The 24799-nt window shown below is 70.1% G+C and carries 24 protein-coding genes; 10 read left to right on the forward strand and 14 right to left on the reverse strand.

All coding sequences use genetic code 11. The features are described 5' to 3' along the window. The first annotated feature begins 240 nt into the window (after positions 1-240). Complete coding sequence (locus AC07EJ_RS26325; protein WP_478885049.1) at positions 241-2706, forward strand: MMPL family transporter; 2466 nt, start codon at positions 241-243, stop codon at positions 2704-2706. Here the strand turns inward: AC07EJ_RS26325 and AC07EJ_RS26330 are convergent. Continuing rightward, entirely contained in the window at positions 2636-4042 is a 1407-nt protein-coding gene (locus tag AC07EJ_RS26330) for an MFS transporter (protein ID WP_389479905.1), read from the reverse strand. The genes AC07EJ_RS26325 and AC07EJ_RS26330 overlap by 71 nt on opposite strands. A 94-nt stretch (positions 4043-4136) precedes the next feature. Here AC07EJ_RS26330 and AC07EJ_RS26335 point away from each other — a divergent pair, with 94 nt between their 5' ends. Continuing rightward, positions 4137-4643, forward strand: coding sequence for a MarR family winged helix-turn-helix transcriptional regulator (locus tag AC07EJ_RS26335; RefSeq protein ID WP_389479908.1), 507 nt, complete (start codon positions 4137-4139; stop codon positions 4641-4643). A gap of 137 nt (positions 4644-4780) precedes the next feature. Here the strand turns inward: AC07EJ_RS26335 and AC07EJ_RS26340 are convergent, their stop codons facing one another. From AC07EJ_RS26340 to AC07EJ_RS26365, 6 genes are all read right to left on the reverse strand, one after another. Next, complete coding sequence (locus AC07EJ_RS26340; RefSeq protein WP_478885032.1) at positions 4781-5965, reverse strand: D-alanyl-D-alanine carboxypeptidase family protein; 1185 nt, start codon at positions 5963-5965, stop codon at positions 4781-4783. Positions 5966-6043: 78 nt separating this feature from the next. Continuing rightward, a complete protein-coding gene (locus AC07EJ_RS26345; RefSeq protein ID WP_393585685.1) occupies positions 6044-6877 on the reverse strand; it encodes a TetR/AcrR family transcriptional regulator in 834 nt (277 codons plus the stop codon). Positions 6878-6886: 9 nt separating this feature from the next. Further along, positions 6887-7396 (reverse strand): thiol-disulfide oxidoreductase DCC family protein, encoded by a 510-nt coding sequence (locus tag AC07EJ_RS26350; RefSeq protein ID WP_389480076.1) that lies wholly within the window; start codon positions 7394-7396, stop codon positions 6887-6889. Positions 7397-7401: 5 nt separating this feature from the next. Then, a complete protein-coding gene (locus AC07EJ_RS26355; protein WP_389479913.1) occupies positions 7402-7812 on the reverse strand; it encodes a hypothetical protein in 411 nt (136 codons plus the stop codon). A gap of 136 nt (positions 7813-7948) precedes the next feature. After that, a complete protein-coding gene (locus AC07EJ_RS26360; protein ID WP_478885033.1) occupies positions 7949-8350 on the reverse strand; it encodes a VOC family protein in 402 nt (133 codons plus the stop codon). Between the two features lie 44 nt (positions 8351-8394). Next, a complete protein-coding gene (locus tag AC07EJ_RS26365; protein WP_478885034.1) occupies positions 8395-9324 on the reverse strand; it encodes an SMP-30/gluconolactonase/LRE family protein in 930 nt (309 codons plus the stop codon). 94 nt (positions 9325-9418) lie between these two features. On the opposite strand from AC07EJ_RS26365, the gene AC07EJ_RS26370 reads away from it, so the two are divergent. Next, positions 9419-9859 carry an Lrp/AsnC family transcriptional regulator gene (locus AC07EJ_RS26370; RefSeq protein WP_478885050.1) on the forward strand — a complete coding sequence of 147 codons (441 nt, stop codon included), beginning with the start codon at positions 9419-9421 and terminating at the stop codon, positions 9857-9859. Positions 9860-9918: 59 nt separating this feature from the next. Here AC07EJ_RS26370 and AC07EJ_RS26375 read toward each other — a convergent pair whose 3' ends face one another. The 5 genes from AC07EJ_RS26375 to AC07EJ_RS26395 form a co-directional block, all read right to left on the reverse strand. After that, positions 9919-10683: a succinate dehydrogenase iron-sulfur subunit gene (locus AC07EJ_RS26375; protein WP_389479920.1), complete on the reverse strand. Its 765-nt coding sequence runs from the start codon at positions 10681-10683 to the stop codon at positions 9919-9921. Next, positions 10683-12437 carry a succinate dehydrogenase flavoprotein subunit gene (gene sdhA / locus AC07EJ_RS26380; RefSeq protein WP_389479923.1) on the reverse strand — a complete coding sequence of 585 codons (1755 nt, stop codon included), beginning with the start codon at positions 12435-12437 and terminating at the stop codon, positions 10683-10685. The genes AC07EJ_RS26375 and sdhA overlap by 1 nt, the downstream gene beginning before the upstream one ends. A gap of 23 nt (positions 12438-12460) precedes the next feature. Then, entirely contained in the window at positions 12461-12949 is a 489-nt protein-coding gene (locus tag AC07EJ_RS26385; RefSeq protein WP_389479926.1) for a succinate dehydrogenase hydrophobic membrane anchor subunit, read from the reverse strand. Between the two features lie 8 nt (positions 12950-12957). Beyond that, on the reverse strand, positions 12958-13338 hold the full coding sequence (gene sdhC, locus AC07EJ_RS26390) for a succinate dehydrogenase, cytochrome b556 subunit (RefSeq protein WP_100594758.1): 381 nt from the start codon (positions 13336-13338) through the stop codon (positions 12958-12960). A gap of 148 nt (positions 13339-13486) precedes the next feature. Then, positions 13487-14056, reverse strand: a complete 570-nt coding sequence (locus AC07EJ_RS26395) for a 2-oxo-4-hydroxy-4-carboxy-5-ureidoimidazoline decarboxylase (RefSeq protein WP_389479929.1) — start codon at positions 14054-14056, stop codon at positions 13487-13489. Positions 14057-14425: 369 nt separating this feature from the next. On the opposite strand from AC07EJ_RS26395, the gene AC07EJ_RS26400 reads away from it, so the two are divergent. From AC07EJ_RS26400 to AC07EJ_RS26415, 4 genes are all read left to right on the forward strand, one after another. After that, positions 14426-16045: a beta-N-acetylhexosaminidase gene (locus AC07EJ_RS26400; protein WP_393585693.1), complete on the forward strand. Its 1620-nt coding sequence runs from the start codon at positions 14426-14428 to the stop codon at positions 16043-16045. A gap of 158 nt (positions 16046-16203) precedes the next feature. Next, complete coding sequence (locus AC07EJ_RS26405; protein WP_478885035.1) at positions 16204-16908, forward strand: DUF4328 domain-containing protein; 705 nt, start codon at positions 16204-16206, stop codon at positions 16906-16908. Between the two features lie 101 nt (positions 16909-17009). Continuing rightward, complete coding sequence (locus AC07EJ_RS26410; RefSeq protein WP_389479937.1) at positions 17010-17519, forward strand: hypothetical protein; 510 nt, start codon at positions 17010-17012, stop codon at positions 17517-17519. A 74-nt stretch (positions 17520-17593) separates the two neighbouring features. Further along, a complete protein-coding gene (locus tag AC07EJ_RS26415) occupies positions 17594-18151 on the forward strand; it encodes a hypothetical protein (RefSeq protein ID WP_389479939.1) in 558 nt (185 codons plus the stop codon). Between the two features lie 261 nt (positions 18152-18412). On the opposite strand, the gene AC07EJ_RS26420 is transcribed toward AC07EJ_RS26415, so the two are convergent. Next, positions 18413-21085: an N-acetylmuramoyl-L-alanine amidase gene (locus AC07EJ_RS26420; protein WP_478885036.1), complete on the reverse strand. Its 2673-nt coding sequence runs from the start codon at positions 21083-21085 to the stop codon at positions 18413-18415. A 480-nt stretch (positions 21086-21565) separates the two neighbouring features. On the opposite strand from AC07EJ_RS26420, the gene AC07EJ_RS26425 reads away from it, so the two are divergent. After that, the gene (locus tag AC07EJ_RS26425; RefSeq protein WP_478885037.1) at positions 21566-22099 is read left to right on the forward strand and encodes an SMI1/KNR4 family protein; all 534 of its coding nucleotides are present in this window, start codon (positions 21566-21568) and stop codon (positions 22097-22099) included. A gap of 140 nt (positions 22100-22239) precedes the next feature. Here AC07EJ_RS26425 and AC07EJ_RS26430 read toward each other — a convergent pair whose 3' ends face one another. Continuing rightward, entirely contained in the window at positions 22240-22854 is a 615-nt protein-coding gene (locus AC07EJ_RS26430) for a PadR family transcriptional regulator (RefSeq protein WP_389479948.1), read from the reverse strand. A 129-nt stretch (positions 22855-22983) separates the two neighbouring features. Here AC07EJ_RS26430 and AC07EJ_RS26435 point away from each other — a divergent pair, with 129 nt between their 5' ends. Next, positions 22984-23445: a hypothetical protein gene (locus tag AC07EJ_RS26435; RefSeq protein ID WP_389479950.1), complete on the forward strand. Its 462-nt coding sequence runs from the start codon at positions 22984-22986 to the stop codon at positions 23443-23445. Beyond that, on the forward strand, positions 23442-24650 hold the full coding sequence (locus tag AC07EJ_RS26440) for an FAD-dependent oxidoreductase (protein WP_389479953.1): 1209 nt from the start codon (positions 23442-23444) through the stop codon (positions 24648-24650). The genes AC07EJ_RS26435 and AC07EJ_RS26440 overlap by 4 nt, the downstream gene beginning before the upstream one ends. Positions 24651-24799: the final 149 nt, after the last annotated feature.

The following is a 24799-nucleotide window of genomic DNA, read 5'->3' on the forward strand; positions in this document are numbered from 1 at the left end:
TTCACAGGCCCGGCATTCATACCCCCAGCGTTCATACGTCCAGTATCGGCGCGCCCGCCCCTGCTCGGCCCGGCCCGCTCCTTGGAGTTCCTTGAGAGTCATGGCCGCGCCGTGCCGCCGAGCGCCCCGGCCCCCGGATGCTGAGGCCGAGGAAGGCCCGGGGGAACCCGCGGAGCCCGCGCCGGAGTTGTGGCCGCGCTCCCGGCGACGAAGACCGAAGGAGTGGCAAACGTGACGGCATTGGCACGGTGGTGCTACCGGCACCGCCTGGTGGTCCTGGTGCTGTGGGTGGGGGCGCTGTTCGGACTGGGGGCCGCGGGCACCTCGGCGGGGACCGACTACTCGAACGTGTTCTCCCTCCCCGACACGGACTCCAAGCAGGCGTACGACCTGATGACGAAGGCGTTCCCGCAGAGCTCGGGCGACACGGACACCGTGGTGTGGCGGTCGTCCGGCGACGCGGGGCCGGTGACGGGCACGGCCGTACGGTCCCGGATCGAGCCCGCGCTGAAGGAGATCGCCGGGATGCGGGGCGTCGGCGAGGTCGCGGGCCCCTACGAGAAGAACGGCGCCGCGCGGATCAGCCGGGACGGCCGTACCGCCTACGCGCAGATCACCTTCACCGGCCAGGCGAACGAGGTCCCCAAGGACCTGGTCCAGAAAGTCGTCGACACGGCTCAGGGCGCCGAACGCGACGGCCTTCAGGTCGAGTTGGGCGGCCAGGCCATCACCCGTATCCAGGAGCCGCCCACCGGCGTCTCCGAGGTGGTCGGCATCGCGGCGGCGGCCGTCGTCCTTTTCCTGGCCTTCGGCTCGCTCTTCGCGATGCTGCTCCCGATCGTCGTGGCGATCATGGGTGTGGGCAGCGGCATGATGGCGACGATGCTGCTCAGCCATGTGACGAACGTGCCCGAAGTCGCCCCGCTGCTCGGCTCGTTGATCGGTCTCGGAGTCGGCATCGACTACGCCCTCTTCATCGTCACCCGGCACCGGCGCGGCATCCAGCGAGGGCTCGACCCCGAGGAGTCGGCGGTGCGCGCCCTCAACACGTCGGGGCGCGCGGTCCTGTTCGCGGGCGGCACCGTCTGCATCGCGCTCGCCGGGATGTTGGTGATGAACCTGCGCTTCCTGGACGGCGTCGTCATCGCCACGTCCCTCACGGTCGTGCTCAGCGTCCTGGCGGCGATCACCCTGCTGCCCGCGCTCCTCGGCCTGCTCGGCCCGCGCGTCCTCAGCCGTAAGCAGCGCCGCCGGCTCGCGGCGGCGGGACCCGATCCCGCCGAGGCGAGCGGTCCCGCGGCGCGCTGGTCGGCGTATGTGCAAAGGCGCCCGCGCGCGATCGCGGCGATGGCGCTGGTGGTCATGGCCGTGCTCGCGCTGCCCGTGCTGTCGCTGCGGCTCGGCGCCACCGATCAGGGCAACAACCAGGAGTCGACGACGACCCGGCAGGCGTACGACCTGCTCGCGGAGGGCTTCGGGCCCGGCTTCAACGGGCCCCTTCAGGTCGTCGTGCCGGGCGGCGCCGACACCACGGAGCTGGTCAGGACGATCCGCGCGACGGACGACGTCGCGCAGGCCGCCGCGGCCCCGCCCGCCGAGGGCATCACCGTCATCCAGGTCGTGCCGGAGACGTCCCCGCAGTCCGTCGGGACGGACCGGCTCATCGACCGGCTGCGTGACGACGTGATCCCCGAGGCCGGTGTCGAGGCGCACGTCGGCGGGGTGACGGCCGTCTTCAAGGACTTCGCGTCGGTGACCGGCGACCGGCTGCCCTACTTCGTGGGCGCCATCATCGGGCTCGGCTTCCTGCTGCTCCTGATCGCGTTCCGCTCGCTCGTCGTGCCGCTCACCGCCGCGCTGATGAACCTGATCGCGGCGGCCGCGTCGTTCGGCGTCCTGGTGGCGGTCTTCCAGTGGGGCTGGGGGACGGAGTTCCTCGGCATCGGGAAGGAGGGGCCGATCACCGCGTTCCTGCCGGTGATCATGCTGTCGCTGCTGTTCGGTCTCTCGATGGACTACCAGGTGTTCCTGGTGAGCCGGATGCACGAGGAGTGGGTGCACACCGGGGACAACGCGCGGGCCGTGCGCGTCGGCCTCGCCGAGACGAGCCGGGTCATCAACTGCGCGGCCCTCATCATGATCTGCGTGTTCTCGGCGTTCGTCCTGAGCGGCGACATGGAGGGCGCGATGGCGGGCATCGGGCTGGCCGCCGCGGTCGCGCTCGACGCGTTCATCCTGCGTACGGCGCTGGTCCCGGCGGCGATGCATCTCCTCGGCCGCTCCAACTGGTGGCTGCCGGACTGGCTGGAGGGCCGGCTCCCGCACCTGGCCGTGGAGGCGGCCGAACCGCCCGCCGCACCGCCGACCGAGCCCATCAAGGGCGCCGGCCTCATTAAGACTGCGGAGCCCATGGAGAGCAGCAGCACCGGCGGAGCCACGGTCGTCCACGGATTCCTGCGCACCTTCGACGGCGACCCCTTGGCCGGCGCCTCCGTGACCCTCGTCTCCAGGGGCGGCCGCCAGCTCGACCGCGTCACGTCCCTCGCCGACGGCTCGTACATCGTGTCGGTGCCGGCGCCGGGGGCGTACGTCCTGGCGGTGACGGCGCACGGAGTGGCGCCGCGCGCTCGCCACATCACCGTCGGGGGCGGTCCGCTGGTGTACGACGTGGAGCTGACGGACGACGGTGCAGATCTGGTGAACTGACATCTGCGTCAGCGGCGGGTGAACTGGCATCTGCGTCAGGGACGGGTGAACTGGCATCTGCGTCAGGGACGGGTGAACTGGCACCTGCGTCAAGGGCGGATGAACTGGCATCTGCGTCAGGGGTGTTGGCAGGGGTGTTCAGCGTGAACCGCCGTACGTCGGGCACCCCCGCCGTGGCCACGCAGGCCAGACCCACGGCCGCCGCCGCGATCCACAGCGGGGTCGCCTCGCCCCAGGCGTCGGCGGCGAGAGGGGCGAGGACGTAACCGAGGGGCATCGCGGCCAGCGAGAGCAGCCAGTCGTACGAGGTGACGCGCGCGAGGACCGCCTGGGGAACGGCCGCCTGGACCGCCGTCGACCAAAGGGGGTTGAAGAAGCCGAGCCCGGCCGAGGCGACGCCGAACGCGGCGGCGACCGCCGGGGCCGGGGCGTGCAGGGCGAGCAGTCCCAGCGGCAGGACGTACGTGGTCAGAACCAGGTTGCCCGCGAGGATCGGGCGGCGTGGGCGGGCCCGCCCGGACAGGAGTGACCCGAGGAGCAGGCCGACCGCGCCCGCCTGGGCGATCACGATCCAGGCGCCGTCGCCGCCCAGTTCCTTGACGGCGACGGCCGGTCCGAGGGTGGAGAACACGGCCGCCGCGCCGTTCCAGGTGGCGTGGGCGACGAGGCTCGTCCAGTACCAGCCGCGCGAGCGCACCTCGTGCCAGCCCTCGACGAGGTCGGACCGAAGGGAGTGGTGTTCCTCGCCGGGTGCCGGTGCGCGGCTGAGCGTCAGGGTGGCGAGCAGGGCGGCGCTGACGGCGAACGAGGCGGCGTCGAGGACGAACGCCCACCCGGGTCCCGCGGTCAGGACGAGCAGCCCGGCGAGCGCCGGACCGCCCACCAGTGTGGCGCTGCGGACCACGCCGAGCGCGGAGTTGGCGGCCTGCCGGTCCTTCTCGCCGACGATGCCGACGATCAGCGAGGAGAGCGTCGGCATGGCGAAGGCGGAGGCGGCACCACCGATCGCCTCGGCGACTGCGATCTGCCACAACTCCGGTTTCCCGGAGAGGAGTTCGATGCCTACGAAGAGCTGTCCCGCGCAGCGCACGAGGTCGGTGGTCAGAGCCACGGTGCGCGGGTTGAAGCGGTCGGCGATCACGCCGCCCAGAGGGAGGAGCACGAGCCGCGGCACCATCGCACAGCCCAGCACCAGGGCGAGCGCCGAGGCGGAGCCGGTGGCGCGCAATACGGCGAGGGCGAGGGCGGAGGGGATGACGGCGTCGCCGACCAGGGAGAGGAGGCGCCCGAGGAAGAAGCGGCGGAAGGCCGGGTTGTGCCGGAAGGGATGCGGCATGCCGAGGAATGTATTTCGGTGCCGAATTATTTGTCAACGAAATATTGGGCTCCGAAATATCTGATACCGAAGGATCCGGCCATAGACTGCCCCGATGGAACGCGACTGGACCGATGGGCATCTGGCGCGCTGGCTGCCGGTCATGCCGGACCTCGACCCGGACGTCGAGGGCGCGGTCACGCGCGCGGGCGAGCTCACCCGGCATCTGCGCAAGGTCCGCGAACAGGCCCTGGTGGACGTGGACCTGGAGCGCTTCGAGTACGACACGCTGCACAAGCTCGCGGGCCGCGAAGGCCGCGCGACGCCCTCGGAACTCGCCTCGGACCTGGGCCTCGCCCCCGCCTCCGTCACGGGCCGCCTCGACGGCCTCGAACGCCGTGGCCTCGTCGTCCGTACGCCGTCCAGGACCGACCGGCGCCGGGTCGACGTGGAGCTGACCGATGAGGGCCGCGTGATCTGGCGCAAGGCGATGGACCGGCTCGGGGGCGAGGAGCACCGCGTCCTCGGCGCCCTCGACGCGAAGGAGCGCAAGGTCCTCTCGGACCTGCTGCGGCGCGTGATGGTGATCGCCGAGTCGGGCCCTGGCGGACGTCAGTCCTGAGGCCGCGCTTGTCGTGCGCCCGGCCGGGCCCGGTGGACGTCAGTCCTGAGGCCGCGCTTGTCGTGCGCCCGGCCGGGCCTGGTGGACGTCAGTCCTGAGGCCGCGCTTGTCGTGCGCCCGGCCGAGCCTGGTCGACGTCAGTCCTGGCGTCGCCTGCGCCCACTCGGCCGCCCCTGCCCCCGTCGCCGCAGCGCCAGCAGCCCACCGCCCGCAAGCACCGCCACCGCCGCCGAGCCGCCGAACGCCCAGTCGTCGGTGCGAGACGTGGTCACCGCGGCCGAGGCGGGAGCGCCCCCCACACCCGCGCCGCCCGCATCCGGCTTCGCCGCCGCCGCGCCCTTGGGCTGCTCGCTCAGCGGCGTGACCAGCGTGCCGACCGGATCCGCCTTGCCCGCCGCCGCGAACCCCCAGTCGAGCAGCGCCGCCGTCTCCTCGTACACCGCCTCGTACCCGGACTTGGGGTGCATGACGGTGACGAGCAGGGTGCGCCCGCCACGGGTCGCCGCGCCGGTGAACGTGTTGCCGGCGTGCGACGTGTAGCCGTTCTTCACGCCGATGAGCCCCTGGTACGCGGCCACGCCCTGCCCGGTGAGGAGGCGGTCCGTGTTCTGGATCTGGAACGTCTTCTTGCCCCCGGCCGGGAAGTCGGCCGTCTTCGTGGCGCAGTAGCCGCGGAAGTCCTCGTTCTTGAGCCCGGCGCGCGCGAACAGCGTCAGGTCGTACGCCGACGACACCTGCCCCTTGTGGTCGAAGCCGTCGGGGCTGACCACATGCGTGTCGTTCGCCTGGAGGTCGTTCGCGTGGGCCTGCATCTGGCGGACGGTCTCGCCCACCCCGCCGTTCATGCTGGCGAGCACGTGCACCGCGTCGTTCCCGGAGCGCAGGAACACGCCCTGCCACAGCTGCTCGACGGTGTACGCGGTCCCGGCCTGGATGCCGACGAGGCTGCTGCCGTACGGGATCCCCGCGAGATCGGCGGCGGTCACCTTGTGGACCGAGGCCCGCCCGAACTTCGGCAGGACCGTGTCCGCGAACAGCATCTTGAGCGTCGACGCCGGAGGCAGCGCGCGGTGCGCCGCGTACGAGGCGAGGACGTCGCCGCTGTCGTGGTCGGCGACGAGCCACGCCTTCGCGGCGAGCCTCGGCAGCCGGGGCGCGCCGGATGCCACCTGCACACCGGACCTGCCGAGCCGCTCCCCGCCGACGGCGGGTGCCGCGGCCACGGCGCGCTGTCCTGGCAGGGTGACGGAGACCGCGGCGCCGAGACCGAGGGCGAGCGCGGCGCGACGGCTGACGTGGGGCGATGAAGAGGAGCCGGGCATCAGACGACCGTACAAGCCGTGCATGAACCAAAGGTAAGAGACCCCCGCCGGTCCCCGCCGGCCCGCAGCCCCCGAAGATCAGCCCTTCCCGTTCCCCGTTCCGCTGCTCCCCGTCCCGTTCCCCTTCTCCCGCGCCGCCGTGGACGCCTCCGTCATCCCCGGCAGGAAGTCGGTGAACAGCTCGTGCACCTCGAGGACGAGCGGCCGCAGCACCCGGAACCGGGCGAGGGCGACCCCGCGCGTCGTCAGGCGTGCCCCTCGTTCGGCGAGGCGCCGGCTGCGCTCCCGGTCCTCGGAGCTGTCGAAGACCCAGTACAGGACGAGCCCCATCTGGGAGAGCCACATCAACTCCGGCAGGATCGCGGCGAGTTCGGCCGGTACCTTCGCCTTCGAGCCGGCCAGCACCTCGCGGTGGACGTCGATCGCCGTCTCGCGGGCGTGCTCCGACTCGGGAGAGAAGGGGCTGAGCGGGCTGGTCGGGTCCGCGGCGGTCTTGAAGAACTGGGCCGCGAACTCGTGGTACGGCTCCGCGATGTCCAGCCAGGCGCGCAGCACCCCGGCGAGCCGCTTCTCCAGATCGGTCTCCCGGTCGAGCACGGACCGCACGGCCGCCCGGTGCTCCGCGGACATCTGGTCGTAGAACCCCTGGATGAGGTGTTCCTTGCCGGCGAAGTAGTAGTACGCGTTGCCGACGGAGACCCCTGCCTCCTTGGCGATGGCCCGCATCGTCGTCTTGTCGTAGCCCCGCTCCCGGAACATCCGCATCGCGGTCTCCAGGATCAGCGCCCGCGTCTGCTCGCTCTTGGCGGGACTCTTCGCAGGGCTTTCCGCGGGACTCTTCGCGGGGCTCGCGGCGGGGCTCGTGGCGGGACTCTTCGCAGCGCTGTCGGGGGTCTCTTTCTCTGCTGGCACGCTCAGAGCCTAATCGGGCACGTGGCAGCCGCTGTCGCAGGCAGCCGGGCCGTAGTAGGTCCAGCCGTCTACGCGGTCGTACGTCCAGCCGTCCGCCCTGCGGTACGCGCCGCCGCCGGCCTTCCTGACCTGCTGGTCCCGATGGGCCTGACGGTACTTGGCGGCGCTGAGGACCGCGGCGCGCGCCAGCCGGGCGCCCGCGGGGGTGCTGAACTTGTGGGCCAGGGGCCGGTACTCGGACAGGGCCCAGAGAGTGACGACCCAGGCGGCGGGCCCCCGGTAGATCTGGCCGCTGTCGCCGACGAGCGTGATCTCCGAGAGCGTGGAGATGTGGTCGATTCCGGGGCAGCGGCGCCGGGCCTCTTCGGAACCGGCCGGCACCAGGTCGAGCGGGACGAGCTGCCGCTGCCGGGCGAGCCAGTTCCGCAGGAACGTGCAGAGCGGGCACTGGGCGTCGTAGAGGAGGATGAGCCGGCGGACCGGGGCCCCCGTGGTGCCCCGGTCCGCGACCTCGCTCATCGCCGTCACGCCCCGGCCACCGGCGGCGCGGCCCAGCCCTGCGGGGCGACGGGCGGCAGCTGCTCCCGCTCCATCACGCCCCGCCGCCGGATCTTGTTGAGCACCCACACGTTCCCCAGGTGCATGACGCCGAGCACGAGGAGCACCACGCCGAGCTTCGTCGACAGGGCCTCGAAGACGCCCCGGGTGTCGGCGATGGTGTCGTCCCCGCTCAGGTAGAGCGCCACGAAGCCGAGGTTGACGAGGTAGAAGCCGACGACCAGCAGGTGGTTGACGGCGTCCGCGAGCTTCTCGTTCCCGTGCAGCACGTCGGCGAGGAAGATCCTCCCGTTACGGCTCAGGGTGCGCGCCACCCAGATGGTCAGGCTGATGCTGACGACGAGGTAGACGACGTATGCAACGACTGTGAGGTCCATTTCCCCACCCCTCCTTGAACGCGTTCAAAAACGCTGCCGAGAAAGACTGTAGACCTGTTTTTGAACATGTTCAAGCGAGGGTCGGCCGCCGGGAACCGGTCGAAGGCCGGCCGATGGGGATCGGTGGACCCGGGTATCAACTCCGTGCCAGTTCGGGCCGCTTGAGATAGTCCGTGAGGCCGATGACGTTGCCCCATGGGTCCGCGATCTCCACGACGTGACCGGTGGAGGTAGAGAACGGCGGGTCGACCGGCGGGATCCCGGCTTCCGCCAGCGCGCGGGCCGCCGCCTTGGCGTCGCGTACCTCCAGCCATACGCGCGGGCCCGGCCATGGAGGGGGCCGGTGGCCGAAGTCCTCCTCCGCGCGCAGCAGTACGCCGGGCGTCTCCTTGCCGGCTTCGAGGAGCGCGATCCCGGCCTCGTCCAGGCGGAACTTCACGCGGAAGCCGGCCCGCTCGTAGAAGGAGACCGCCTCGCCGAGATCGCCGACGGGGAACAGCACGTTGTCGAAGCCGAGCAGCTCAAGCTCAAGTGACATACCGTCAGATTAGCCATGTTCAGGGCGAACCGGACGGCATATCGTCAGCGGCGGATACGTGGCGCGCCGGTCACGGACGTCATCAGGCAGTACAGGGACGTCGTCGCGGTGATGAAGAGGATGTTGTTCTTGGGGCCGCCGAACGCGACGTTCGAGACCGGCTCAGGGACGTTGATGCGGCCGATCCGTGTGCCGTCCGGGTCGTAGCAGTGCACGCCGCCGTGCATGGCTGCGGCCCACAGCCGCCCGCCGTCGTCGAAGCGGATGTTGTCGAAGCGGCCGTCGTCGCCGCTGGTCTCGGCGAAGACCTTGCCGTCACTCAGGCTCTCGCCGTCGTCGAGTACGTCGAAGGCGCGGATGCATCCGGACCGGGTGTCGGAGACGTACAACTGGCGCTCGTCGGGCGAGAAGACGAGGCCGTTCGGCGCCCCGAAGCCGTCGGCGACCTGGCGCACCTCGCCGGTGGCGGGGTCGATCCGGTAGACGTTGTTGGCGCCGATCTCGGACTCGGCGCGGAAGCCCTCGTAGTCGCTGGTGATCCCGAAGTCCGGGTCGGAGAACCAGATCGAGCCGTCCGAGCGGACCACCGCGTCGTTCGGGCTGTTGAGCCGCTTGCCCTCGAAGCGGTCGGCGAGGACGGTGACGCGCCCGTCGGCCTCGGTGCGGGTGACGCGGCGGCCGCCCTGCTCCGCGCTGATGAGGCGTCCCTCGCGGTCGAGGGTGTTCCCGTTGGTGTGTCCGGCGGGGTCGCGGAAGAGGCTGACGGTGCCGGTCATCTCGTCCCAGCGCAGCAGGCGGTCGTTGGGGATGTCGCTCCAGATGAGTTGGCGCCAGGCGGGCAGGTAGACGGGGCCTTCGGCCCAACGGCTGCCGGTGTGCAGGGTGGTGAGGCTGTCGTCCCCGTAGGCGCAGCGTCCGGCGAGGAAGCGCTCGTCCAGGATCTCGTACACGGTGGGGTGGTTCTGGGTGGACATGATTATCCCCTACGCACTCTTGACTGAAGGTCATCCTGTCGCACTGGACTATGTCAGAACGAGATACGGTTGCGCCATGGCGAACGTGGTGGAAGTGGACGACATAGACCGGCAGTTGCTCGCGCTGCTCCAGCAGGACGCGACGACGGCGTACGCGGCGCTCGGCAAGGAGGTCGGTCTCTCGGCGGGCGCGGCCCACGAGCGCGTGCGCAAGCTGCGCGAGCGGGGCGTGATCCGGCGGACGACGGTCGACGTGGACCCGGCCGCGCTCGGGCAGGGGGTCCTCGCGTTCGTGATGGTCGAGTCGTCGTCGTGGATGGGCGGGTCCGCGGACGAGTTCGCGGCGATCTCCGAAATCCAGGAGGCCCACATCATCGCGGGCAGCGCATCGGTCCTGGTGAAGGTCCGCACGGCGACGACGGAGCAGCTCCAAGACGTGCTGCGCCGGCTGTACGCGATAGAAGGCGTCAGCGGTACCCAGGCGACGGTGGCCCTGGAGACGTTCTTCGAGCGGCCGGTCACGGCGCGGCCGTAACGCACGGGGCCCCGCCCTCCCGAAGGAGAGCGGGGCCCCGGTGAGACCGTACGGGCGGCTCAGTAGCGGCGCGTGATCAGCGCGCGCTTGACTTCCTGGATCGCCTTGGTGACCTCGATACCGCGCGGGCAGGCGTCCGTGCAGTTGAACGTCGTGCGGCAACGCCACACGCCGTCCTTGTCGTTGAGGATCTCCAGGCGCTGCTCGCCCGCCTCGTCACGCGAGTCGAAGATGAAGCGGTGCGCGTTGACGATCGCGGCCGGGCCGAAGTACTGGCCGTCGTTCCAGAACACCGGGCACGAGGACGTGCACGCGGCGCACAGGATGCACTTGGTCGTGTCGTCGAAGCGCTCGCGGTCCTCGGCGGACTGCAGGCGCTCGCGCGTCGGCTCGTTGCCCTTCGTGACCAGGAACGGCATGACGTCCCGGTAGGCCTGGAAGAACGGGTCCATGTCGACCACGAGGTCCTTGAGGACCGTGAGGCCCTTGATGGCCTCGACCGTGATCGGCTTCTCCGGGCCGATGTCCTTGATCAGCGTCTTGCAGGCCAGGCGGTTGCGGCCGTTGATGCGCATGGCATCCGAGCCGCAGATGCCGTGCGCGCAGGAGCGCCGGAAGGTCAGCGAGCCGTCGAGCTCCCACTTGATCTTGTGGAGGGCGTCGAGGACGCGCTCCTTCGGATCGATGTCGAGCTGGAAGTCCTCCCAGACCGCGTCCGCGGAGACCTCCGGGTTGAACCGGCGGATGCGGAAGGTGACCGTGATGAGGTGCGAGCCGTTGTCCGCCTCGAGAGCCTCGAGCTTGTCCATGGTCGGGGTAGCCATCAGTACTTACGCTCCATCGGCTGGTAGCGGGTCTGGACGACCGGCTTGTAGTCCAGACGGATGGACTCGGAGCCGTCGTCGCCGACCTCGCGGTACGCCATGGTGTGGCGCATGAAGTTGACGTCGTCGCGGTTCGGGAAGTCCTCGCGGTAGTGGCCGCCGCGGGACTCCTTGCGCGCCAGGGCGGAGGTCGCCATGACCTCGGCCAGGTCGAGCAGGTTGCCCAGCTCGATGGCCTCCAGGAGGTCGGTGTTGAACCGCTTGCCCTTGTCCTGGATCGAGACGTTCCGGTACCGCTCGCGCAGCTCGGCGATCTTCTCGACCGCCGTCTTGATCGTCTGCTCGGTGCGGAACACCATCACGTTGGCGTCCATGCACTCCTGGAGCTCGTTGCGGATCACCGCGACGCGCTCCGTGCCCGTGGAGTTGCGCAGGCGCTCGACGGTCTCGACGACGAGGGACTCCGGGTTCTCCGGGAGCTCCACGTAGTCGTTCTTGGCCGAGTACTCGGCGGCCGCGATGCCCGCACGACGCCCGAAGACGTTGATGTCGAGCAGCGAGTTGGTGCCGAGGCGGTTGGCGCCGTGCACGGACACGCAGGCGACCTCGCCGGCGGCGTACAGACCGGGGACGACGGTGGTGTTGTCCGAGAGGACCTCACCCTCGACGTTCGTCGGGATGCCGCCCATGGCGTAGTGCGCGGTCGGCTGGATCGGGATCGGGTCCGTGTAGGGCTCGATCCCGAGGTACGTGCGCGCGAACTCCGTGATGTCCGGGAGCTTGGCGTCGAGCTGCTCCGGCGGGAGGTGCGTGAGGTCGAGGTAGACGTGGTCGCCCTCGGGACCGCAGCCGCGGCCCTCACGGATCTCCGTGTAGATGGAGCGGGACACGACGTCACGGGACGCGAGGTCCTTCATGACGGGCGCGTACTTCTCCATGAAGCGCTCGCCGTCCTTGTTACGGAGGATGCCGCCCTCACCGCGGGCGCCCTCCGTGAGAAGGATGCCCATGCGCCAGATGCCGGTCGGGTGGAACTGGAAGAACTCCATGTCCTCCAGCGGCAGACCCCGGCGGTAGCAGGCAGCCTGGCCGTCACCGGTCAGGGTGTGCGCGTTCGACGTCACCTTGAAGAACTTGCCGGTGCCGCCCGAGGCGTAGATGACCGACTTGGCCTGGAAGATGTGGATCTCGCCGGTCGCCAGCTCGTACGCGACGACACCGGCGGAGTGCTTGACGCCGTCGACCTCGACGATCAGCTGGTCCAGGACGTAGAACTCGTTGAAGAACTCCACGCCCTCCTTGACGCAGTTCTGGTACAGCGTCTGGAGGATCATGTGGCCGGTGCGGTCCGCGGCGTAGCAGGACCGGCGGACCGGGGCCTCGCCGTGGTTGCGCGAGTGGCCGCCGAAGCGGCGCTGGTCGATGGTGCCGTCCGGGGTGCGGTTGAACGGCAGGCCCATCTTCTCCAGGTCGAGGACGGAGTCGATGGCCTCCTTCGCGAGGATCTCGGCGGCGTCCTGGTCGACCAGGTAGTCACCGCCCTTGATCGTGTCGAAGGTGTGCCACTCCCAGTTGTCCTCTTCCACGTTGGCGAGCGCGGCGGCCATGCCGCCCTGCGCCGCGCCCGTGTGGGAGCGGGTGGGGTAGAGCTTCGTCAGGACGGCGGTGCGGCTGCGCTTCGTCGACTCGATGGCCGCGCGCATGCCCGCGCCGCCGGCGCCGACGATGACGGTGTCGTACTTGTGGATCTTCATGAGTGGTTACCTCAGCCCCGTGCCTATCGGATGTTCGGGTCGAAGGTGAAGATCACCAGCGTGCCCAGCAGGATCGTGAACACCGTGGCGGTGTACAGGAGGCCCTTCAGCCACAGGCGCGTGTTCGGGCGCTCGGCGTAGTCGTTGATGACCGTACGCAGGCCGTTCGCGCCGTGCAGCATCGCCAGCCACAGCATCAGGAGGTCCCAGCCCTGCCAGAACGGCGAGGCCCAGCGGCCCGCGACGAACGCGAAGCCGATCTTGCTCACGCCGCCGTCGAGGACGAGCTGGATGAGCAGGTGGCCGAGGACCAGGACGACGAGGACGACGCCGGACAGGCGCATGAAGAGCCATGCGGCCATCTCGAAGTTGCCGCGCGTCGAGCGCGGGGTCTTCGAGGTACGCATGCGGGGGGCCTCGATGACGGGGGCCGGGTTGTCGACGTCGTAGACGGCGACCACCTCGACGGGTCCGACGCCGGGCGTCTTCGCAGGGGTGGTGTCAGCAGACATGTCTGGCGTCAGCTCCCGAAGAGTTCACGGACGGCGTGGCCGAGGACCGGGTAGAGCGCGCCCACCATCAGCACGACCCAGATGCCGACGACGGTCCAGAGCATCTGCTTCTGGTAGCGCGGCCCCTTCGACCAGAAGTCGACGGCGATGACACGCAGGCCGTTGAGCGCGTGGAAGAGGATGGCGGCGACGAGGCCGTACTCGAGGAGCGCGACGATCGGCGTCTTGTAGGTGGAAACGACGTCGTCGTACGACTCGGGGGAGACGCGGACGAGAGCGGTGTCCAGGACGTGTACGAACAGGAAGAAGAAAATGAGGACACCGGTGACTCGATGAGCCACCCACGACCACATGCCTTCCCGGCCGCGGTACAGCGTTCCAGCCGGCACGGAAGAACCCTCCGGGAGCGGGGATTGGGGCCTGCCGGCTTCGATGTCGGTCTGGCCCGGCCGGGTACGGTCCACCGGCCGCTCGTCATCGTATCGACGAGTTGTCGGCTCGCTCGCCCGGGGGCCGCCGGTGTGATCAAACAGGCAATCAAACAGCCACGTACGGGCTATCGGACGCACTGTCGGGACGCCCGGAATCCGCTGGTTCCTGCGGGTCTATCGCTTCCTGGGGGTCTGAACGGGCGTCGAGTGACCACACGAACCGGGCGAGTCGTCCCCGGGCGAGTCGGCGCAGTTCGTCCCAGGACAGGACGCGCTCCTCCTCGGGATCGTTGCCAAGGCGTGACCGGATTCCGGCCAAGAGCTGGTCGAGGGCCTCGTCGGGCCCGTAGCCGTCGAGGCAGATCACGAACGCGTGACCGAAGCGGCTCTCGTACGCGGAGTGTGCCGCGCCGAGCGCCGTGTGCGCGACGGAGTACGAGCCGTGCGGCGGCAGGGGGAGCGTCTCGCGGGACAGGGCCTCGTCGAGATCGGCCGGCACGAAGTCGTAGACCGCCTCGTCGGCCGCGGCGAGCAGCGCGTCGAGGTCCGGGTAGGGCCGGTGGGCGACGAGGCGGCGGGCCCAGTGGAGTGAACCGCAGCAGGTCAGGAGAGCGCGCTCGGCCTCGGCCGCGGGCAGCGTGTTGAACCGCGTGAGGCCGTGCGGGGACGACTGCACGGGCGACGAACGCCCTGGTGAGGACTGCACCGGTAGGGCGGCATGTCCGGGGAGGCGGGAGAAACGATGCGAAGGCAGCGTGCGCTCCTCGGCGAGACGTGGGACGTGACTGGCCTGACACTGGGACGAGATGTGAGCCAGGAGTTTCACGGGACATGTGGTGAGGGTGTGACGGATGCGCGTCCACGCTAACGATCCGGGCCAGGAGCTGTCTGGTGGATGCACCAATTTCACCCGGAAGGGAGAGTTTGGGGGCGTGTGGTGGACAGGAGGTCGGGGGAACGGGGCCGTACGGTCGCCTCCTAGGACGCGGAATTCGATGTCGGGGTTGCTGTCGAGGTAGCTGTCGAAACCGGAGGGCGGTCACTGATGGGTACGCGGAACCGAGCGAAGTTCGGTGCGGGAGTCGTCACGGCGGGGACGGTCGCGCTGACCATGGTCCTCGGCGGCTGCGCCGGCGACGGGGGCGGCACCGGCACCACCCGTGCCGAGCCCCCCTCCGACGGAAAGACCGCGTCCCCCAGCCCGGCCTCGGCCCGGACGTCGACGGAGCCCTCGCCCTCGAAGTCGTACCCCCTGTCCAAGACCCCGCAGACCATCCCCTCCGTGCGCGAGCACACGGCCGCGCGCGGGCCCGGATGGCGCCCCGCCGGCGGCCGCGTCGTCATCGGGGACGCGAAGCTCGCCGACGAGGGCAAGCTCATCGCCGACGAGCTGAAGCTGAAGTACGCGGGCAAGGCCAAGGCCGGCGCCGGTGACGTGGAGCTGGCGCTCGGCGGGAGCGGGAACCCGGAGTCGTACACGATGACCGTCCAGGACGGGCGGGTGCGGATCGTGGGGCCGGGGGACGCGGGTGTCTTCTACGGCACGCGCACGCTCAAGCAGGAGGTGCACGGCGGGGGGACCGCGCCGGAGGGCGTGGTGAAGGACGCGCCCGCGAAGCCGCAGCGCGGATTCATGCTGGACATCGCGCGCAAGCACTTCACGGCCGGGTGGATCGAGGACCGGATCCGGGAGATCGGCGACCTGAAGTACAACCAGTTCGGTCTGCACTTCTCCGACGACCAGGCCTTCCGCATCCAGTCGGACTCGCACCCCGAGATCGTCTCGCCCGACCACCTCACCAAGGCGCAGGTCCGCGAGATCGTCTCGCTCGCCGCCCAGCGGCACATCACCGTGATCCCCGAGATCGACTCGCCCGGACACCTCGGCGCCGTGATCGCGGCGCACCCCGAGCTCCAGCTGCGGAACACGGCAGGGGTCCCGACGCGCGGCGCCGTCGACATCTCGAACCCCGAGTCCGCGAAGATCGTCGACGATCTGCTGCGTGAGTACGCTCCCCTCTTCCCCGGCGCGTTCTGGCACCTCGGCGGCGACGAGTACCAGGCGCTGACGGTGAAGAACCCCGAGGCGTCCTTCCCGCAGCTCGCGGCCGCCGCCAAGAAGAAGTACGGGGCGAACGCGAAGGTCGCCGACCTGACGACGGGCTGGCTGAACGACCGGGTCGCCACGATGAAGCCGTTCAACCGCTCCCTCAAGGCGTGGAACGACGGGTTCTTCCGGGGCGGTGTCGTCCAGGCCGACAAGAACCTCGAGGTCGCGTACTGGACCGGCAAGGAGATCGGGGCGCGCCCGCCGGAGGAGTACCTGGCCGAGGGCCGCAAGATGACCAACTACAACGACGAGTACCTCTACTACGTCCTCGGTCAGCCCAACGACTTCGTGTACCCGACCGGGCAGCGGATCTACGAGAGCTGGACCCCGCTCGTCGTGCGCGGCACGACGCCGGTGCCCGCGAAGTACGACAGCCAGATCCTGGGCGGCACGTTCGCCGTGTGGAGCGACCTGGCGAACTCGCAGACGCAGGAGCAGGTCGCGCAGGGCATCTTCATGCCGCTGCGGGCGACGATCCAGAAGCTCTGGTACCCGGGCAAGCCTCCGCTGACGTGGCCCCAGTTCGTGGCCCTGGCGAACCGGCTGGGGTCCTGAACGTCCTGAGCGGCTGAACTGCGGACGACTGAGCAGTGGACAGCCCGGTGGCTTGAACCGTATGTTCCGCTGGCCGGTGTTCGACGCGCTCTGGGGAGATGCGCGCGACCGGCTCACCTTGAACCCGTGGGGGGTCCGCTGTGTCCACAAGTTTTGCCGTGCTCAAGTCGCCGGTCGGTGTCTCGAAGGCTGTCGTCGTCCTGCTGGGAGTGACGGCCGCGATCGACCTGTTCGCGCTGTGGGTGGGGTTCGAGCAGCGCAGTCTCGCGGCGGACTTCGTGGCGGGGCACCTCTCGGCGGGAGCCGAGGGGGACGCCGACCGCATCGACTCGCTGTACTCGGCGGCGGGCGTCGCGCAGCTGTGTGCGCTGGTGGCGACCGCGGTCGTCTTCATCGTGTGGTTCCGGCGGGTGCGTGTCAACGCCGAGGTGTTCCGGCCCGACGGGCACAGCAGGTCGCGCGGCTGGGCCTCCTGGGGCTGGTTCGTGCCGTTCGTGAACCTGTGGGCGCCGCGCCAGGTCGCGAACGACACCTGGGACGCCAGCGTTCCGGAGGCCGGTCTGATCCCGCAGAAGCACTCCCGCGCCGTCATCAACTGCTGGTGGACGCTGTGGCTGGTGAGCAATGTCGTCGACAACGTCGCGGGCAGGATGTACGACAACGCAGAGTCCCTCGGTGAGATCAAGACGGCCACGGAGGTGATGATGCTCTCCGACGCGCTCGACATCGCCGCCGTCGTCGCGGCCATCATGTTCGTCCGCTCCCTGACCCGCATGCAGAACGAGAAGGCCCTCCGCGGGCCCTCGCCCGAGCGGGCGCCCTTCGGCCACGGTCCGACGCCCTTCGGCCACGGTCCGGCGTAATCGCCGGATTTGGGTTTTCGGTGGCGCGTCCGCGGACGGCTGTGGTGTATTCGGCCCGAGCCGAGATCAGCCGTTTTCGAAGGCACCGGGGGGGCACCGGCATGGGTTACTGGGGCTATTACGTCGTGGCCAGGAGTGAACGGCCGCTCGCCGAGCTCGTCGCGTTGGGCGGGGCGCGGGACGCGCTCACCCTCCTGGAGCGGCGGGCCGACGGCTGGCAGGTCTGGGAGTGCCCGGACGGCGGGGACCGGCGCCATGACGTGGGCAGCATGAACGCGCTGGCCGCCGAGACCGGCGCGCCCGCCCTCTTCGGATACGTCATGGACAGCGACTGCGTCGTCATCGAGGCGGCCGCGCCCGAGAGCGGCGCGTGGACGACCTGTCTGGCGCGCGAGGTCATGGCCGGATACCTCTCCGAGGACGAACTGACCCTGGAGGACTACTTCCTGGAGCCGGCCGACGCCGCGCGGCGGGCGGTCGCATGGGCCGCGGAGTGCGGCCGCACCGTCGAGCCGGGTCCGCTCGCCGACGTCCTGGGCCAGGACCCCGACCCGTTCGCCGAGCCGCTCTTCTTCCGCTTCCTGGACCGGCTCGGCGTCGCGCCGCTGTGACGTTCCTGCGTCCCGGCACGCAGTAGAGCCCAGTAGGGACGAAGTGCCGGGTGGGCAGGGAAAGGGCGTACTTCATGAGTCTGGTGGAGCTGATCGCGCAGGCCGACGAGCGGGGTCTCGCGGCCAGCGGTCTCGCCTGCCTCGACCGCTGCGTGCCGCTGCTGGGAGCCGAGGACGACGAGGCGTTGCGCCCGTTGTGGGGCAGCCTCGCCGAGGGCGGCCCGGAGTGGGGCGACTGCCTGGCGCAGGCGCGGGCCGCGATCCCGTCCGGGCCGGACGACGACGCGGACGAGGCGTCCGGGCTCGCCCGGCGCATGCTGGCCGCCGTGCCGGGCACCCCGTCGGCGCCCGCGCTGCGCGAGTGGGCCGACGCCTGCTCGGTCGGCGCGCTGCAGATCCACCGCATGCTGGACGCGATGAAGGACGGCGAGGGCTCGGTACGGTCCCGGCGCGAGGGCCGCACGGAGGGCATGTCCCCGCTGGTGGCGGCCGAACTGCGGCGTCAGATCAGGATCCTGGAGCTGCTCGCGGGCCGGGGCGCGGGCGGCCTGCGCCAGGCGCTCGATGTGTCGACGGAGGGCCGGCGCATCCTGCGGGCCGTCGTGTCGCGGCGGGCGCGGGGCCGCGTCTGATGCACCGGCTGTCCGGGCCCCCCGGAGGGACCTGAACGGAACCGGGCCCGGCCGCCCCCTCCTGCGGTCGGGTCCGCTTCCGTGGAAGGTAGTGAGTAACCCATTCGGGCGTGGCGGCGCAAGTGCGGGCGCAAAGCGGACAGGGCGACAGGGCTGACAGGCCGCCAGGACCGTCAGGCGCCCAGGACCTGAAACGGCTCTCGCCGCGCGGTTCCCCGGGTGTCGGGAGCCGCGCGGCGAGAGGTTCTGCAGGCGCTGTTGTCAGGGCGCCAGCGTGGTGCCCAAGTGGTTGCCCGTCGCGGTGCCGAGCTGCGTCAGTCCGATGTACTTGGACGTCGACAGGCCGAGACCCGTGCTGTTGCTCGGGACGTACAGGAGTGTGCCGTTGCCGGCGTCCTCGCCCGCCGCGCCGATCACCAGGTCCGCACGGCCGAAGCCGGTCAGGTCGGTGAGGGAGACGGCGGAGCCCAGGTTGTCGTTGGTCTCCGTCGAGCCGGGGACACCGGGCTCGTCCTGCGAGATCGCGAGGGCGCCGGTGCCGGTGAGGCCGGTCGACGAGCCCTTGAACAGCAGCGACGTACCCGCGTTGGAACGGTTGCTGGTGCGGGTGATGTCCTCGTTCGGGGCGCCGGCCAGGACGTCCGCGTAGCCGTCGGCGTTGTAGTCGCCGACCGAGACGGACGCGCCGAGGGCGTCGCCGGACTCGGCGGCGCCGGGGACGCCGGAGGTGGCCTGGTGGATGACCTTGGCGCCGGTGGCGGTGAGGCCGGTGCCCGCGGTGCCGTAGACGGCGGTGACCTGGCCGCCCGCGTACGCGCCGGACTCGGCGGTGTAGGGCTGGCCGATGACGATGTCGTCGACGCCGTTGCCGTCGATATCGCCGGCGGCGATCGCGCGGCCGCCCTTCACGGTGAGGGTGCCGGCCTTGGTGAGCCCGTTCCTGCCGCCCTTGAACCAGACGACCCGGCCGATGGACGTCGAGTCGCGGTAGTTGAGCGCGACGTCCGCGTAGCCGTCCTTGTTGAAGTCGCCGCTGGTGGCGTCCTCGTAGGAGAGGGCCTTGTCGCCGCTGGTGATGTTGGAGCTGGACTCCTGGCCCTCGGCGTAGCGCGCCGTCCAGGTGCCGCCGGTGCCGGTGGAGGACGCGAAGACGTCTGCCTTGCCGTCGGCGTTGAAGTCGCCGACCGCCACGGCGGAGCCGTACTTGGCGCCGTTGGCGTAGAAGCCCTCGTCGAGGTTCATCTGCGAACCGGTCGTGAAGGACGGACCGTTCAGGATGGTGACGGCGCCGCGGTCGGCGTGCGACGAGGTGTCGTCCTCGCCGGGCTGGCCGATCGCGAGGTCCGCGTAGCCGTCGCCGTTGATGTCGCCGGTGGCCACGGCGGCGCCCCACTGGTCGCCGGTCTCACCGGCGCCGGGCACGCCCGGGCTGGACTGCGTGAGCGAGATCTTCTTGGTGCTGTCGGGGCCGCTCGCGCCGCCCGGCACGACGATGACGCGGCCGCCGCTGGAGGCGCTGGGCAGGCCGGTGACGAGGTCGCTGATGCCGTCGCGGTTCACGTCGGCGGTCGGGACGGCGGAGCTGCGGCCCGCCCCGGCGGCGAAGGAGCGGATCGTGCCGAGCCGGTCCTCGAGCTGCTTGCCCGGGCACTCGGTGGCGTACGCGTCCTGGTGGCCGGAGATGGTCCGCAGGGTCGCGGTCTGGCCGGTCTTGTAGACGCCGGTGTCAGCGGCGGCGACGAGGTTCACCGAGCCGTTCGGATCGACGCCGTACTGGCCGAGCTTGTACGCGGCGACGCGCGCGGCGGACTCCATCGCGGCCCGCGAGGGCTTGGAGTCCACGAAGTTGCCGAGGATCGCGATACCGGTCGAGTACGAGTTGAAGCCGTACGTGTGCGCGCCGAGGACGGGCTCGTCGACGCCGCCCTCGCGGCCCTCGAATATCTGGCCGCACTTGTCGACCAGGAAGTTGTAGCCGATGTCCTTCCAGCCGTTGCCGTCCGGATCCGGCTTCACGTGGTAGGCGTAGTCGGCGCGGATCAGCTTGGCCGAGTCCGCGCAGCTGTAGTCGTTCGCGTCTACGGTGTGGTGGATGAAGACGGCCTGGATCTTGTCGATGTACTCCGGCGGGCTGTAGTTGACCGCGAGAGAGGTGTCCGGCTTCCACTCCGACCGCATGATCATCGGCGGCTGCTTCACCGTGGAGGGCGGGGCCGGGGGCTTGGTGGGCGTCGGCGACGGGCTGGGGCTCGCGCTCGCCGAGGCGGAGTCCGACGGGCTCGGGGAGCCGGCCGGAGCCGAGTCGCTGGGCGACGCCGACGGCGAGGGGCTCTCCGGGGCGGAGTCCGAGGCAGACGGCGAGGGGGACTCGGCGAGGTCGGTGGTGTACGCCGCGTTCTGTGGCCCCCCGGACGCGACGGACGCCTTGGCCGCCTTCGCTTCCTTGGCCTCCTTCGAGGTGACGCCCGGGTCGACCATGGCCAGGGTGAGCCCCTTGGGCAGCGCGGTCGACGATCCGTCGGCGGCGACCACGCGCGCCTCGACGCCGTCCGAGGGCCCGACCCACCGGGACTCGGACATGCCCCGCACGCCGTTCTTGCTCTCGGCGGTGTCGGGGTCGGGCAGGTGCGCGTCCGTGTTCACGGACACCCAGTCGGTCCACGTCCCGGTCACACTGCTGCGTGTGCGGACCTGGGCGGTGCCCTTGAGCTCGGCGCTCTGCTTGTCCCAGGTCACCCCGACCAGCGAGAACGGCTCGGTGCCGGTGCGCGGGAGCTCCCGCTTGCTGCTGCCGTCGGCCCGCAGCGCGGCGGAGCGCACCTTGACCGGCCGCGGAGTCGTCGCGGAGGGGCCGGAGCCACCGGACGCCTCCGGGCTGGCGACGGCGTAGGTCACCACACCCGCGCCACCCAGGACGACGGCCCCCACCGTCACCCAGGCCCTGCGCTTGAGACTCAGCGGTTTGTACGCATGCGATCTGCGCGCACGCGGATTACGCGGGCTCAAATGCCCCACCCCTCGAATAAGTTCACAAATGCCACACCCGTCACGCGGGTAGTTGTTCTCTTCAGCGATCGACCATCGGGAAACGTCACTGGTTGTGCGGTTGTGTTGCAGGTCACCGGGAATCCACCGGGAAATCGCCCGGTAATCACCTGTACGTCACCGGGTCGGTTAGCCGCCGATGCCGACACCGGCGGCCGTTCCGAGCGCGGTCGGAGCCCGAACGACTCACAACACCCGGCGGAATGACCCGTATTGTGCCCGCGGTTGACCCGTCACCGTTTCGGCGAATAGAAACCGTGCCGTCGTTCATCCCTTTCGGAATGGTGAACACGACCAGTCGTATTCGGGCTCTCCGAAATGGACCTGCGCCACGAGTGCCGGCACCCCACACACCGAAAGTTGATGGACATGTCGAAGATCGAAGAGCTGGAGGCCGCGCTTCCGTCGATGACGCAGTGGCGTGTGACGGAGGGGCGTGGCGTGGACTGGACTGCCCTCGAAACGGCCCTCGGGACGGCGCTGCCCTCCGACTACCGGTCCCTTGCCGAGGCGTACCCGGTGCTGGTCATCGACGACTTCGTCATGGTGTCCGTTCCGACGCCCGGTGCCGAGGCGTCGTGGGCGTCCGCGTCCAGGAACGACGAGATCCTTCAGGATCTGTACGAGATGGACGACGCCGAGGGTTACGTTCCCTTCCCGCAGCCGGGAGGCCTGATCGGCTGGGCGGCTTCCAATTCGGGGGACGACTTCTACTGGAAGACGAGCCCCGCGGACCCGGACGCATGGCCGGTGGTCGTCCGCACGGACAACGCCGACTGGATCGAGTTCCCGGTCGGTGCCGTCGAGTTCCTGGCCGGCGTGTACGGGCGCACCATCGACGTACCGGGCATGCCCGGGGACTTTCCCAGTGACTTTCCGGAGGTACTGGGCCTGAGTGAGTGACCGCGTCGACTGATCGGCAACTGATCCGCAGTCACATGTGAACAGCGATCGCCCCCAGGGCTCCTGGGGGCGATCGTCATTCAGCAGGGGCCCCCGGGAGAATGCAGCACTGGCCCGTCCCCAGTCGCATCGGGGGCGGGCTACTGCTCCACCGGTCCCGCCGCGAACACGTCCAGCCGCTCCCTCGACCACGAGAGACCACCGGACCGCAGATCTTCGACCACCGCGCGCACCCACTCCAGCTCCGCGGCCGTCACGGCCCTCAGGTATTCGGTCTCCAGGCTGGTGATGCGTGGCAGCCCCTGCTCCGTCTGCTCGGCCAGGGCCGATTCCAGCCCGTCGAGCTTCTCCGCGAGTGCGTCGGCCCGCTGATCCAGTACGTCAGCCATGTCTCGGGCTGTGAGCAGTAGCAGGTTCGACAGGGCGGCCGGGAACTCCGGGAACTCCTGCTTGGGCGCGGAGAGCATCTCCTCCAGCCAGGCGCGCGCGGTCTCGCGCCCCGCGTCGGTGATTTCGTACACGGTCCGCTCCGGGTACTGCTGATCGCGCCCGGTCTCGCGGACGGCGATCAGCCCGGCGGCATTGAGCCGCTCGATCGTGCGGTAGAGGCTCGCGCGCTGGCTGACGTTGACGACCTGCTCCTTGCCCCAGTCCTTGATCAGGCGCTGAACGCCGTAGGGGTGCAGCGGTTTGTAGTGCAGCAGAGCCAGGACGGTCAGGGCGAGCGGGGAGCTGCGGGGGGCAGATGGGGTCATGGACCCGATTCTAGCCTCAGGCGCACTAGTTGACGCGATACTAGTTTCAGTGCAACTATCGAAATCGTCAGCGCAACACCACTCAGCGCAACACCACTCAGCAACACCCCCCAGAGAGGAACCATCGAGATGTCCCTGACCGAGCGCATCCACTCCCACCACGGCCTCGTCAAGCACCTTGGCAACTGGACCGAGGCCGGCCGCTTCGAGGTCAAGGCCCGCCATGGCGCAGCCGTCCTCGACCTCCGCTCGCCCGGCCTCCCCGACGACATCGAGATTCACCTCGATATGGACCGGGCCATGGTCAAGCTGCTCGTCGACGACGACACTGCCATCGACCACTGGAACCTGAGCTGGACCGCCCGCGGCAAGATCAAGGACTCCACGCCCTCATGCGATGGCGACAAGGCGGCCGGCCGCCTTGTCCATCTGTCCGGCTCCGCGACGAACAGCGAGATCCGCATCCACCGCGGTGGCATCGCGCTCCTGTCGGCGATGTTCTCCCGCGCGTACGTCCAGGATGTGCGCCGCGCCCGCAAGACCGGCGGCGTGCCGACGATCGACGACCCGACAAGGGGACATCAGGGATGACCAGCACGGACAAAGCCCGCACCGCGCTCATTGTCGGGGGCGGGATCGCAGGCCCGGTCGCCGCGATGGCCCTGCGCCAGGCCGGTATCGAGGCCGCCGTCTACGAGGCGTACGACTCCACGGCGGACGAGGTCGGCGGCGGCATGACCATCGCCCCCAACGGTCAGAACGCCCTCGACGCCATCGGCGCGGGCGGCCTCGTCCGCGCCATCGGCACCCCGGTCACCTCCATGGTCTTGCGGAGTGGGACGGGCAGGCAGCTCGCACAGTTCGCCCCGCCTACGCGTCTCCCCGTCCAGCAGTTCGTCTGGCGCGCCGATCTCTACCGAGGGATCTACGACGAGGCGGAGCGCCGCTCCGTACCCATCCACCACGGCAAGCGGCTGACCGGCGCGACGGACACCGGCTCCGGTGTCACCGCGCAATTCGCGGACGGTACGCAGGCGAGCGCCGACATCCTGATCGGTGCCGACGGCATCCGGTCCACGGTCCGCCCCCTGATCGACCCGGCCGCACCAGGGCCGAACTACGCCGGCCTGGTCTCCTTCGGCGCGCGGGTGGACGAGTGCGGGCTGCCGTCCACTGACGGCGTCATGTACCTGTGCTTCGGCAAGCGCGCCTTCTTCGGCTACCAGATCTTCGACGACTCCTCGGCGGTGTGGTTCGCGAATCTGCCGCACCCCGCTCCGATGACAGTCGCCGAGGCTCAGGCGATCGGCGCGAAGGAGTGGATGCGCACCCTGCGCGCTGCCTTCGCCGACGACAGCACCCCGGCTCTGGAGATGATCAGCGCTACCGACCCCGGCCGGCTCCTGATCACCGGACCGATGGAGAACATGCCGAGTGTCCCGACCTGGACCCGCGACCGCCTGACTCTGGTCGGCGACGCGGCCCACGCTGCCTCGTCCAGCTCGGGGCAGGGCGCCTCCATCGCCGCCGAAAGCGCCGTTGAACTGGCCCGCTGTCTGCGGGACTTGCCGTACGGCCAGGCCTTCGCGGCGTACGAACAACTGCGCCGCCCCCGCGTCGAACGCATCATCAAACTCGGCGCCCGCACGAACAGCAACAAGTCACCGGGCCCGGTCGGCCGCGTGCTGCGCGACCTGCTGATGCCGGTGGGCATGAAGCTGATCAACCCAGAGAAGTCGGCCTGGCAGTTCGACCACCACATCGACTGGAACGCGAAGGCATCTCCGCTCGCCTGAAGCCCGGCCCGCCCCCGGCCGCGCTGCCGGGGACGGGATCACGCCGCCGCGCGGTCGCGGCAGTCTCGGCATTTGCCTGGTTCCGGGGAGCGGAACGGGCGGTCGCATTTGGGGCAGTCCTGGAACGGGTGGAGTTTCGGGCGGGACGG

The organism is Streptomyces sp. NPDC045026 (assembly GCF_056432625.1).

Excerpts from the sequence above, each read along its gene's own strand:
- AC07EJ_RS26330 (WP_389479905.1), bottom strand. The coding sequence starts at position 4,042 with ATGCCGCATCCCTTCCGGCACAACCCGGCCTTCCGCCGCTTCTTCCTC.
- AC07EJ_RS26335 (WP_389479908.1), top strand. The coding sequence starts at position 4,137 with ATGGAACGCGACTGGACCGATGGGCATCTGGCGCGCTGGCTGCCGGTC.
- AC07EJ_RS26340 (WP_478885032.1), bottom strand. The coding sequence starts at position 5,965 with ATGCCCGGCTCCTCTTCATCGCCCCACGTCAGCCGTCGCGCCGCGCTC.
- AC07EJ_RS26350 (WP_389480076.1), bottom strand. The coding sequence starts at position 7,396 with ATGAGCGAGGTCGCGGACCGGGGCACCACGGGGGCCCCGGTCCGCCGG.
- AC07EJ_RS26355 (WP_389479913.1), bottom strand. The coding sequence starts at position 7,812 with ATGGACCTCACAGTCGTTGCATACGTCGTCTACCTCGTCGTCAGCATC.
- AC07EJ_RS26360 (WP_478885033.1), bottom strand. The coding sequence starts at position 8,350 with ATGTCACTTGAGCTTGAGCTGCTCGGCTTCGACAACGTGCTGTTCCCC.
- AC07EJ_RS26365 (WP_478885034.1), bottom strand. The coding sequence starts at position 9,324 with ATGTCCACCCAGAACCACCCCACCGTGTACGAGATCCTGGACGAGCGC.
- AC07EJ_RS26375 (WP_389479920.1), bottom strand. The coding sequence starts at position 10,683 with ATGGCTACCCCGACCATGGACAAGCTCGAGGCTCTCGAGGCGGACAAC.
- sdhA (WP_389479923.1), bottom strand. The coding sequence starts at position 12,437 with ATGAAGATCCACAAGTACGACACCGTCATCGTCGGCGCCGGCGGCGCG.
- AC07EJ_RS26385 (WP_389479926.1), bottom strand. The coding sequence starts at position 12,949 with ATGTCTGCTGACACCACCCCTGCGAAGACGCCCGGCGTCGGACCCGTC.
- AC07EJ_RS26400 (WP_393585693.1), top strand. The coding sequence starts at position 14,426 with ATGGGTACGCGGAACCGAGCGAAGTTCGGTGCGGGAGTCGTCACGGCG.
- AC07EJ_RS26410 (WP_389479937.1), top strand. The coding sequence starts at position 17,010 with ATGGGTTACTGGGGCTATTACGTCGTGGCCAGGAGTGAACGGCCGCTC.
- AC07EJ_RS26415 (WP_389479939.1), top strand. The coding sequence starts at position 17,594 with ATGAGTCTGGTGGAGCTGATCGCGCAGGCCGACGAGCGGGGTCTCGCG.
- AC07EJ_RS26425 (WP_478885037.1), top strand. The coding sequence starts at position 21,566 with ATGTCGAAGATCGAAGAGCTGGAGGCCGCGCTTCCGTCGATGACGCAG.
- AC07EJ_RS26430 (WP_389479948.1), bottom strand. The coding sequence starts at position 22,854 with ATGACCCCATCTGCCCCCCGCAGCTCCCCGCTCGCCCTGACCGTCCTG.
- AC07EJ_RS26435 (WP_389479950.1), top strand. The coding sequence starts at position 22,984 with ATGTCCCTGACCGAGCGCATCCACTCCCACCACGGCCTCGTCAAGCAC.
- AC07EJ_RS26440 (WP_389479953.1), top strand. The coding sequence starts at position 23,442 with ATGACCAGCACGGACAAAGCCCGCACCGCGCTCATTGTCGGGGGCGGG.